A 9,206-nucleotide genomic window follows, 5' to 3' on the forward strand; every position below is an offset into this window, starting at 1 on the left:
GCCACGCCCTGCATGGCTGATCGCGTTCGTGCGCTGCGCAGCCACGCAGGGCGTGGCTCTACGGTGTCCGTCAGTCAGCCGTCAGCAGATCAGGGCGGCTTTTTTCGACGACGGCCAGGAACACCGATAGCACATCGTAGGAATAGTCTCCCGGCCCGCAGGCTTCCTTGCGCGGCAGCTTGTCCGCCTTGAAGAACGCCTTGCGCAATAGTGCCTCTGAACCTTCGGAGACGAACTTTCCACCGCGGTTCAAATTCACGCACATCAGCAACTGGTCCTTGATGGCAGAAGCCCGCAGTGAGTCGCCATACTCCGTGAGGCATTGGGAAGCGCTTAGCTCCTTGAGGTTCACGCCAACGCGTGCCGACATTGCACTGAACGAGTTGTCGATGTTCTGAACAACTGCAACTTCCGCGAACCGGACCCGCTTCCGGAGTTCGGTGTGTTGTGCACCCGGCGGGCAAGCTGGGGTGACCGCAGCAGCAGAAATGGTGTCCGTCCGGGTGGGCGGCAGGGAGGACAGAATCAACGGCATCGTATCGGCACGCGTGAAGGGGGATGGTTAAATACCCTGCACGGCCTCACTGCGCTTTCAACATTCTCTTGTCCGGGCGGTGCGACCCGAAAAAGAAAGGGCCCCGTGCGGGGCCCTTTTTTTACTTCCGTTCCATCTGCGCGTTGCGCTGACCGGTGCTGGCGGACTTCTCGCCGGCGAACGGGTTGAGCTTGCGGATCATCCACGGGTACTTGGGCCAGTCGCCCTGCAGCCACGGGTGGTTGGGCTGGTTGAGCTCGAGCACGCGGCGGGCGTCGTCGGCCAGGGTCTTGTTGCCCAGGTGGGTGTAAGCCTCGCCCAGGGCGGCCACGGCGTCGTACTGGAACGCGCTCTGCGGGTAGGTTTCCAGCAGGTAGTTGGCGCGGCCGGCAGCGGACACATAGGCCTCGCGACGCAGGTAGTACAGGGCGTTGTCCAGCTCGTGCTGGGCGAACACGTCGCGCAGCACCAGCATGCGGCTGCGGGCGTCGGCGGCGTAACGGCTGTTCGGGTAGCGCTCCACCACGATGTTGAAGTCGGAGTAGGCCTGGCGCGGGGTGGACAGGTCGCGGCGGCTCGGGTCCAGCGACCATACGCGGCGCAGGAAGACCGTATTGCGGTTGCTGTTGGACAGGCCGCGCAGGTAGTACATGTACGCGATGTTGCGGTGGGTCGGGTAGGTACGGATGAAGCGGTCGATGCTGGACACCGCGTCATCGTGCTTGCCGGCCTTGTACTGGGCGTAGGCGGTCTCGATCATCGCCTGCTCGGTGTACGGACCGTACGGGTACTGGGCGACCAGGCGGCGGAAGCTGCCTTCGGCACCGGCCCAGTTGCCCTTCTGCATCAGGCCGTGGCTCTTGTCGTACAGGGCTTCGACGGGCGTGCCTTCATCCGGGTTGTCGCCCTTGGCACCCCGGTGGCAGCCGGTGGAAACGAGGGCCAGGACCACCAGCAGGGCGGCAGTACGGACGGGCGCGGACAGCAGGGACGAGCGTCGGATCATGAGGTCAGGGCGGGACGCGGCTGGAATACGAAGGGTCGATGATAGCCTAGTGGCCTGTCCAGCGACTGAAACAGGTCGTCCGGACCTCAAATTTGTCCTTTTGAAGCGTGTAGCCATGTCTGAAAACCTCGAAACTGAATCCGAATCGCCCCGTCAGGCGATCGTCCCCGACAGCGCTGCCGGTCGTCGCTTTGACGCCGTGCTGGCCGAATTGTTCCCCGAGTTCTCGCGCTCCAAGCTGAGCGAGTGGATCAAATCCGGCGACGTCCTGCTGAACGGCGAGCCGGCGCGCGGGCGCGACCCGGTGCGTGGCGGTGAGGTGGCCAGCCTGACCGTGGTGCTCGATACCCAGACCCACGCCGAGCCGGAAGACATCCCGCTGGACATCCTGTACGAGGACGAGCACGTCTTTGTCATCAACAAGCCGGTGGGCCTGGTGGTGCATCCGGGTGCGGGCAATCCGTCGGGGACCCTGGTCAACGCGCTGCTGTTCCGCGACCCGGGCCTGGCCGTGCTGCCGCGTGCCGGCATCGTGCACCGCCTGGACAAGGACACCAGCGGGGTCATGGTGGTCGCGCGCACCCTGCAGGCGCAGACCGCGCTGATCGAGCAGCTGGCCGCGCGCGACGTGCACCGCCAGTACGTGGCGGTGGTGGTGGGCGCGCTGGTGTCGGGCGGCACGGCCGATGCGCCGATCGAGCGCCACCCGCGCGACCGCATCCGCATGGCCGTGCGTGAAGACGGCAAGGACGCAGTCACCCATTACCGCCTGCGCGAGCGCTTCCGCGCGCACACCGCGCTGGAGTGCCGGTTGGAAACCGGTCGCACCCACCAGATTCGCGTGCACATGGCGCACCTGAAGCACGCCATCGTCGGCGACCCGCTGTACGGCGGCGCGCTGAAGCTGCCGAAGGGGGCCAGCGATGAACTGGTGGCCCAGCTGCGCGGCTTCAAGCGCCAGGCCCTGCACGCGGAAACCCTGGAGTTTGCCCACCCGATCACCGGTGAGCCGGTGCGCAACAGCGCGCCGTTGCCGGCCGACATGGTGGCGCTGCTGGATGCGCTGCGGGAGGACACCCGCCACCACGCCGAGCTGGAACGCGGGCGTCGCTGATGGCCGACACCGTTCCGGTGTTGACCGCGGACTGGCCCGCGCCCCCCGGGGTGCGGGCGGTCACCACGCTGCGCCATGGGGCCGGCGGCTCCCTGCCGCCGTTCGACCAGTTCAACATGGGCAACCGCTATTCGGCCGAGGGCGATGACCCGGCGCAGGTGCAGCGCAACCGCGACCTGCTGGTGCCCGGACTGACGTTGCCGTCAGCCCCGCATTGGCTGCGCCAGGTGCATGGCACGGACGTGCTGCGCTTCGACGCCCCGCCAGTGGCGCAGGGGGTGGAGGTGGAGCCCACCGCCGACGCGGCGGTGACCTCGGTGCCGGGCGTGGTGCTGGCGATCCTGACCGCCGACTGCCTGCCCGTGGTGTTTGCCGCGCGCGACGGCCGTGAGATCGGGGCCGCGCACGCCGGCTGGCGTGGCCTGGCGGACGGCATGCTGGAGGCCACCGTGGCGGCCATGCAGACCCCGCCTGCGCAGCTGCAGGCGTGGCTGGGACCTGCCGCTGGGCCCGCCCACTATGAGGTGGGCGAGGACGTCTTCCACGCGTTCGTGGACGGGGACGCAGGGGCGGCTACGGCGTTCGTTGCCACTCGTCCGGGGCACTGGAAGGTGGATCTGTACGCGCTGGCGCGTCGGCGGCTGCTGGCGGCTGGGCTGGAGGCCGGGGCGATCCACGGCGGTCAGTACTGCAGCATCGCCGATCCGCACCGGTTCTATTCGCATCGGCGTGACCGCCGCACCGGGCGGATGGCCACGCTGATCTGGATGTAGAGCCACGCCCTGCGTGGCTGCCGCCCGGTTGGATACCGCTAAGCCACGCAGGGCGTGGCTCTACGGGGAGGCCTCCGTCAGTCCAATACGGTGTACACGATGCGCCGGTTGCGTTCGCGACCGGCCTCCAGGCGGTTGTCGGCCACCGGGTGATCTTCCCCGTAGCCGCGGGCGACCAGCGCGCTGGACGGCACGCCGAGCGCGCGCAGTTCGGCTACCACCGCCTCGGCACGCTGCTGGCTCAGGCGCAGATTGCTGTCCGAAGTGCCCAGACTGTCGGTGTGGCTGCCCACCTCCAGGCGCAGCCGCGGCCCGGCTCGACGAATCGCCAGGGCACTGGCACGCAGGGTGTCCATGCTGTCGGCGCGCAGCTCCGGCGATTTGTGTGCGAACCGGACCACGCCCTGGTTGAGTGCGCTCGCCAGCTGATCGGCGTCGTGCTGCTCCGGCAGCTGCGAAAGTGCCACCCGGCCGGGATCCCACAATCCCGTGATCGGCAGGTGGCCGAACGCCCGTCGCAGCGTTTCGGATACCGCAACACGCTCGGCTTCCGGCAGCCGGCCAAGGTCGGCATTCAGGGCATCACCGCTGAACGACAGCGCCAGGCCGGGCTGGTTGAGTGAGGGCAACACGGTCAACAGGCGGTCCAGCCAACGTGGCGACTGGGTGTGGTGGTCGCGCTGGATGTCGCCGCCGACGCGGGCCCGCCCGTACTGCGCCACCAGCGCGTTCCAGACCCGGCGCCGGTCGGCTTCGCTGGGCAGCCGCCCGCGGACGTCGACGCCGGTGGCGCTGACCACCAGGGTCAGGCGCGGCATCTGGTGGCGCTCAGCCGCTGCCACGGCAGCAGCCTGTGCGACGGTGCCGGCCGGTGCACGGGTCTTCTGATGGATCCAACCGGTCAGGCATAACAGCACGCCGGCGACCAGTACCCACAGCGCGCCGCGTAATGCACTTCCGCGCAGCGAACGCGGTACCGCCGCCGGGGCAAGGCGTTCCGCCACGACGGCTGGCTCGCTAGCGGCCAGTGCCGCTTCGCGTTCCATCACGTCGATCAGCCCGGGCAGCAGGTCTGCGGCGACCACCGCGAACATGCCGGTGGGGAAGGCGGCGCGGCGGGCCAGCGCGACCAGTTCCGCGCGGCCCACGATCCGTTCCAGCTGGCTGGCCAGCAGGCGATGCGGCGGATTGCCGGCGGGGAACTGTTCACCCATTCCGGCCTGCTCGAAGCGGTGGCGGAGTCCTTCCACGCCCCCTGGCAGGCTGCGGATGTAATCGACCAGTACCTCCACCAGTCGGCGGGCACGGTGGCCCAATCCCATGTGCAGCGCGGTGTCTTCAATGAATGGGTCGAGCAATGACATCAATCAGATTCCCGGTTCGAAGACCTGTCGCTGTTCGGTCAGCGCAGGTCGCCCCGTGCGCCATGCAGGGGCTCTGCGGCGTCAATGTGGGAACCGGCCGTCAAGGCGAAATGAAAGTTCGCAGCGGAAAAGGTTGCGAATCGGGAGCGCGCGCGGCCGGTCTAGGCGGCTTGTCCGCCCGAGAATGAGCGTGGACGCGGGAAGTGGTCACCGCGCGTGGTCAAAAACGACATAGGAGTCGCGAACAGGTGCAGCATTCGGATGGCGCACCTGTTTTGCTCATTTTGGGTTAAAAGCGTCATCGCCTGCGCCGCCGCGAATGTCGTTTTCAGCCGAATTCGAGCTGTTCCAGATAGCGCTGCCGCCACCGGTTGATGTCGTTGCCACGCAGGTGTTCCATCATTGCCTCCCAGCGTTCCTTGCGTTTGCGCAGCGGCATGGTGGCAGCGGTGGCAATCGCATCGGCCACGCCGTCGAGGTCGTGTGGGTTCACCAGCAGGGCCTGCTTGAGCTCGTCGGCGGCCCCGGCAAGCAGCGAAAGCACCAGCACGCCGGGGTTGTCCGGGTCCTGCGAGGCCACGTATTCCTTGGCCACCAGATTCATGCCATCGCGCAGCGGGGTGACCAGCCCGACCGCCGCAGCGCGGTAGAAGCCGGTCAACGTGGCGTGGGCGAAGTTCTGGTTCACGTAGCGCAGTGGCGTCCAGTCCGGCTCGGCGTATCCGCCGTTGATGTGGCCGGCGGTCTGCTCCAGCTGGCTGCGCAGTTGCCGGTACTCGGTCACGTCGCCGCGCGATACCGGCGCGATCTGCAGGTAGGTCAGGCTGCCGCGCTGGTCGGGGTGCCGCTGCAGATAGCGCTCGAAGCCCAGGAAACGCTCGGGCAGGCCTTTGGAATAGTCCAGCCGGTCCACACCGATGGCCAGTTGGCGGTCGCGCAGGCTGTTGCGCAGGTCGCGCACAGCGGGCTTGTTGGCACCGGCCTTGGCCAGCCGTTCGATGTGGGCGGTATCAATGCCGATCGGAAACGCGGCGGCGCGGAACCGGCGCCCCCCCGGGGCCTCGAGCAGCCCGCCCTCGAGCACCTGGCCGCCGCCGAACAGCCGCACATAGGACTGGAAACGGTCGGCATCGCGCTGGGTCTGAAAACCGACCAGGTCATAGGCGTACAGGCTGGAGAACAGGCGCAGATGGTCGGGCATGGCCTGCAGCAGGTCGGCCGAGGGCATCGGCACGTGCAGGAAGAAGCCGATGCGGCAACCGATGCCGCGTTCACGCAGCAGCGCGCCCAGCGGGATCAGGTGATAGTCGTGGATCCAGACCACGTCGTCTTCGCGCAGCAGCGGAGCCAGCTTCTCGGCAAACAGGGCATTGACCCGGCGGTAGGTCTCACGGGTGCCGCGGTCGTAGTCGACCAGGTCGAGGCGGAAGTGCAGCAGCGGCCACAGCGTACGGTTGGCGAACCCGTTGTAGTAACCGTCTACGTCGCGCTTGTTGAGGTCCAGGGTGACGTAGCGGATATCGCCTTCCGTCTGCTCATGCAACGCGCCACTGGGCTCGCGTACCGTCTTGCCGCTCCAGCCGAACCACAGGCCGCCGCGCTCCTGCAGCGCCGCCTGCAGACCGACCGCCAGGCCGCCGGAGGTCGATTGCCCGGGTACCGCGACCCGGTTGGAGACCACCACCAGGCGACTCATGAGGCCTCCTGCCAGCTGCGCGACAGCCGCATTGCCGCCGTGATCAGGCCCACGTGCGAATAGGTCTGCGGGAAGTTGCCCCAGGCCTCGCCATTGTCGAAGGCGAGGTCTTCGGACAGCAGCCCGAGGTGGTTGCGTCGTTCCAGCAGCATCTCGAACATCTCGCGCGCTTCGTCCAGTCGTCCAATCGCGGCCAGCGCGTCGATGTACCAGAAGGTGCAGATGGTGAAGCTGGTTTCCGGCTCGCCGAAGTCATCCGGAGCCACATAGCGGTACAGCGCATTGCCATGCTTGAGATCGCGGCCAATCGCCTCGACCGTGGCAATGAAGCGGGCGTCATCGGCCTCGATGAAGCCGATGTCGGCGAGCAGCAGCAGCGACGCATCCAGGCGGTGGCCGCCGAAGGTGTCGGTGAAGTGGCCGAGGTCCTCGCTCCACGCTTCGCGCAGGATGCGTGCATGAATGGTGTTGGCGCGGTCGCGCCAATACGTGGCGCGTTCGTCCAGCTTCAGCCGCACCGCGATCTTGCACAGGCGATCACACGCGGCCCAGCACATCGCGCTGGTGTAGGTGTGCACCTCGGTGCGACCGCGGAACTCCCACAGCCCCGCGTCGGGCACGTCGTGCAGTGCGAAGGCCTGTTCGCCCAGCGGCTCCAGCCGCGCGAAGGTATGGGTATCGCCGGGGTCCTGCAGGCGTTGATCGAAGAACAGCTGGGTGGAGGCCAGCACAACGCTGCCGTAAACATCGTGCTGGCGCTGAACCCAGGCCAGGTTGCCGCGGCGCACCGGGCCCATGCCGCGGTAGCCATCCAGTGTGGCTACCTCGTGTTCGTCCAGCTTGGCTTCGAAGCCAATACCGTACAGCGGCTGCAGGCTGCCGTCGGCGGTGGCCAGATTGAAGATGTAGCCCAGGAACTGCTCCATCGTGCGGGTGGCACCCAGGCGGTTCAATGCGCGCACGACGAAGGCGGCATCGCGCAGCCAGCAGTAGCGGTAGTCCCAGTTGCGGATGCTGCCGGGCGCTTCCGGAATGGAAGTGGTCATCGCCGCGATGATCGCGCCGCTGTCTTCGTACTGGCACAGCTTGAGGGTGATCGCACTGCGGATGACCGCGTCCTGCCACTCCAGCGGAATGGAGAGGTAGCGCACCCATTCGCGCCAGTAGTCACGGGTGCGCTGGAAGGCTTCCTGCACATAGCCGCTGATCGAACGGGTCAGGGTTTCATCCACGCCCAGCACCAGGTGCACCGGATGGCTGAGCACGAACGGCAGCTGGTCGCGGACGAAGCGCAGCGGCACGTCGGTGGTCAGACGCAGCACGTGGTCGGGCAGCACCCAGCGGATGTGGTTGCTGCCCCAGGTGGCATCGGGGACGTCCGCGCCCCAGTTGGCCAGCGGGCGGGCGCGCACGATGATGCGCGGGCTGCCTTTGAGTGGGCGTACCTGGCGGATCAGGCTGACCGGACGATAGAAGCGGTCGTTGTGGCGCCAGCGCGGTGCGAAATCGATGATCTCCAGCGCACCGCCGTGCTTGTCGTACAGCACGGTGCGCAGGATGGCGGTGTTGGTCAGGTACTGCTGCTCGCTGCCGGTCATGTCCTCCAGCTCGATGCCGAAGTCGCCGCCGGCTTGGGTATTGGGTTGCAGCAGCGCGCAGAAGGTCGGGTCGCCGTCGAAGGTCGGCAGGCAGCTCCAGACGACACGGCCCTGACGGTCGATCAGCGCACCGAAACTGCCGTTGCCGACCACGCCCAGGTCAAGATTGGGTTCACTCATGCGGGGGATTTCCGGTTTCAGTAAGCGTTCTCGCGCAGCCAGCCATGCACATTGCGGATCTGCGGCAGGGCGAATACCGCTGCGCTGGGTTCGCGCGCGCCCACCAGCACACTCCAGCCGTGCAGGGTGTTGGCGGCGTCGAAGCCATATTCGTCAGTGAGGTCGTCGCCCAGGAAGACCGGCACACGGCCACGGAACGGGGTGTGCTGCATCAGCTGGCGAATGGCACGGCCCTTGTCGCTGCCGACCGGTACGAATTCGACCACATGGTCGCCCGGTTGCAGCCGATAGCCGCTGTGTCCGCGGATGTGCCGCTCGGCAAACTGCTGTACGTCGGCACCGGCGTGGGGCGCGCCGCGCCAGTGCAGGGCCAGGCTGCGCCCCTTGTCTTCGACCAGTACGCCCGGATGGCCGTGCGCGAAGCGCATCGCCTGCTGGTGCACGGCGTGCAGCCAGGTGCTGGTATTGTCATCGGCCGCGTCGTGCGCGGGCGGGTCCAGGGTCGGGTGGGTGCGCAGTTCGTGGCCATGCAGGCCGGCGGCAGGCAGGCGCAGTGGTGCGAACAGGGCATCCAGCTGCTCCAGGGGCCGGCCGCTGATCAGTGCGACCGCACCTTCCAGCCGGTCACTGATGCGTCCGATGGCTTCGCGCACTTCGGGCAGCAGCCGCACGGCCTCGGGGTCGTCGGCAAACTCGATCAGGGTGCCGTCCACGTCCAGGAACAGCGCGCAGGCATCGTCCAGCAGTGGCGGCGGCGGACGTTGGGGGAAGTCGTTGGCCATGGTGGCCAACATGCCACCGCAGATGTGATTGCCGGGTGTTTGAGCGGCAAGCCCTCACTCCGGTAGCGCCGGCCGTTGGCCGGCACTCCGTACACTTCGATCAGAACGTATACCTGACACGCCCGTAGTAATACGCACCATTGCTGCCAATCGGTGAC

General features: G+C 67.3%; 8 protein-coding genes. 2 read left to right on the forward strand and 6 right to left on the reverse strand.

What is annotated here, in order from left to right:
* Positions 1–70: 70 nt before the first annotated feature.
* On the reverse strand, positions 71–535 hold the full coding sequence (locus tag QMX83_RS17840; protein WP_282297985.1) for a hypothetical protein: 465 nt from the start codon (positions 533–535) through the stop codon (positions 71–73).
* A gap of 121 nt (positions 536–656) precedes the next feature.
* Positions 657–1,541 carry an outer membrane protein assembly factor BamD gene (locus QMX83_RS17845; protein ID WP_282297986.1) on the reverse strand — a complete coding sequence of 295 codons (885 nt, stop codon included), beginning with the start codon at positions 1,539–1,541 and terminating at the stop codon, positions 657–659.
* Positions 1,542–1,656: 115 nt separating this feature from the next.
* On the opposite strand from QMX83_RS17845, the gene rluD reads away from it, so the two are divergent.
* Complete coding sequence (gene rluD, locus QMX83_RS17850) at positions 1,657–2,655, forward strand: 23S rRNA pseudouridine(1911/1915/1917) synthase RluD (protein WP_282297987.1); 999 nt, start codon at positions 1,657–1,659, stop codon at positions 2,653–2,655.
* Positions 2,655–3,428, forward strand: coding sequence for a peptidoglycan editing factor PgeF (pgeF, locus tag QMX83_RS17855; protein ID WP_282297988.1), 774 nt, complete (start codon positions 2,655–2,657; stop codon positions 3,426–3,428). The genes rluD and pgeF overlap by 1 nt, the downstream gene beginning before the upstream one ends.
* A gap of 77 nt (positions 3,429–3,505) precedes the next feature.
* Here pgeF and QMX83_RS17860 read toward each other — a convergent pair whose 3' ends face one another.
* The 4 genes from QMX83_RS17860 to otsB form a co-directional block, all read right to left on the reverse strand.
* Positions 3,506–4,792 (reverse strand): OmpA family protein, encoded by a 1,287-nt coding sequence (locus tag QMX83_RS17860; protein WP_282297989.1) that lies wholly within the window; start codon positions 4,790–4,792, stop codon positions 3,506–3,508.
* Between the two features lie 328 nt (positions 4,793–5,120).
* The gene (gene otsA / locus QMX83_RS17865; protein WP_282297990.1) at positions 5,121–6,488 is read right to left on the reverse strand and encodes an alpha,alpha-trehalose-phosphate synthase (UDP-forming); all 1,368 of its coding nucleotides are present in this window, start codon (positions 6,486–6,488) and stop codon (positions 5,121–5,123) included.
* Positions 6,485–8,266 (reverse strand): glycoside hydrolase family 15 protein, encoded by a 1,782-nt coding sequence (locus tag QMX83_RS17870; protein WP_282297991.1) that lies wholly within the window; start codon positions 8,264–8,266, stop codon positions 6,485–6,487. Before QMX83_RS17870 ends, otsA begins: the two co-directional genes overlap by 4 nt.
* Before the next feature lie 17 nt (positions 8,267–8,283).
* The gene (gene otsB, locus QMX83_RS17875; protein WP_282297992.1) at positions 8,284–9,048 is read right to left on the reverse strand and encodes a trehalose-phosphatase; all 765 of its coding nucleotides are present in this window, start codon (positions 9,046–9,048) and stop codon (positions 8,284–8,286) included.
* Positions 9,049–9,206 lie beyond the last annotated feature (158 nt).

Source organism: Stenotrophomonas sp. PS02289 (assembly GCF_029960115.1).
Lineage (GTDB): Bacteria > Pseudomonadota > Gammaproteobacteria > Xanthomonadales > Xanthomonadaceae > Stenotrophomonas.

Excerpts from the sequence above, each read along its gene's own strand:
- QMX83_RS17845 (WP_282297986.1), bottom strand. The coding sequence starts at position 1,541 with ATGATCCGACGCTCGTCCCTGCTGTCCGCGCCCGTCCGTACTGCCGCC.
- otsA (WP_282297990.1), bottom strand. The coding sequence starts at position 6,488 with ATGAGTCGCCTGGTGGTGGTCTCCAACCGGGTCGCGGTACCCGGGCAA.
- QMX83_RS17860 (WP_282297989.1), bottom strand. The coding sequence starts at position 4,792 with ATGTCATTGCTCGACCCATTCATTGAAGACACCGCGCTGCACATGGGA.
- rluD (WP_282297987.1), top strand. The coding sequence starts at position 1,657 with ATGTCTGAAAACCTCGAAACTGAATCCGAATCGCCCCGTCAGGCGATC.
- QMX83_RS17840 (WP_282297985.1), bottom strand. The coding sequence starts at position 535 with ATGCCGTTGATTCTGTCCTCCCTGCCGCCCACCCGGACGGACACCATT.
- otsB (WP_282297992.1), bottom strand. The coding sequence starts at position 9,048 with ATGGCCAACGACTTCCCCCAACGTCCGCCGCCGCCACTGCTGGACGAT.
- pgeF (WP_282297988.1), top strand. The coding sequence starts at position 2,655 with ATGGCCGACACCGTTCCGGTGTTGACCGCGGACTGGCCCGCGCCCCCC.
- QMX83_RS17870 (WP_282297991.1), bottom strand. The coding sequence starts at position 8,266 with ATGAGTGAACCCAATCTTGACCTGGGCGTGGTCGGCAACGGCAGTTTC.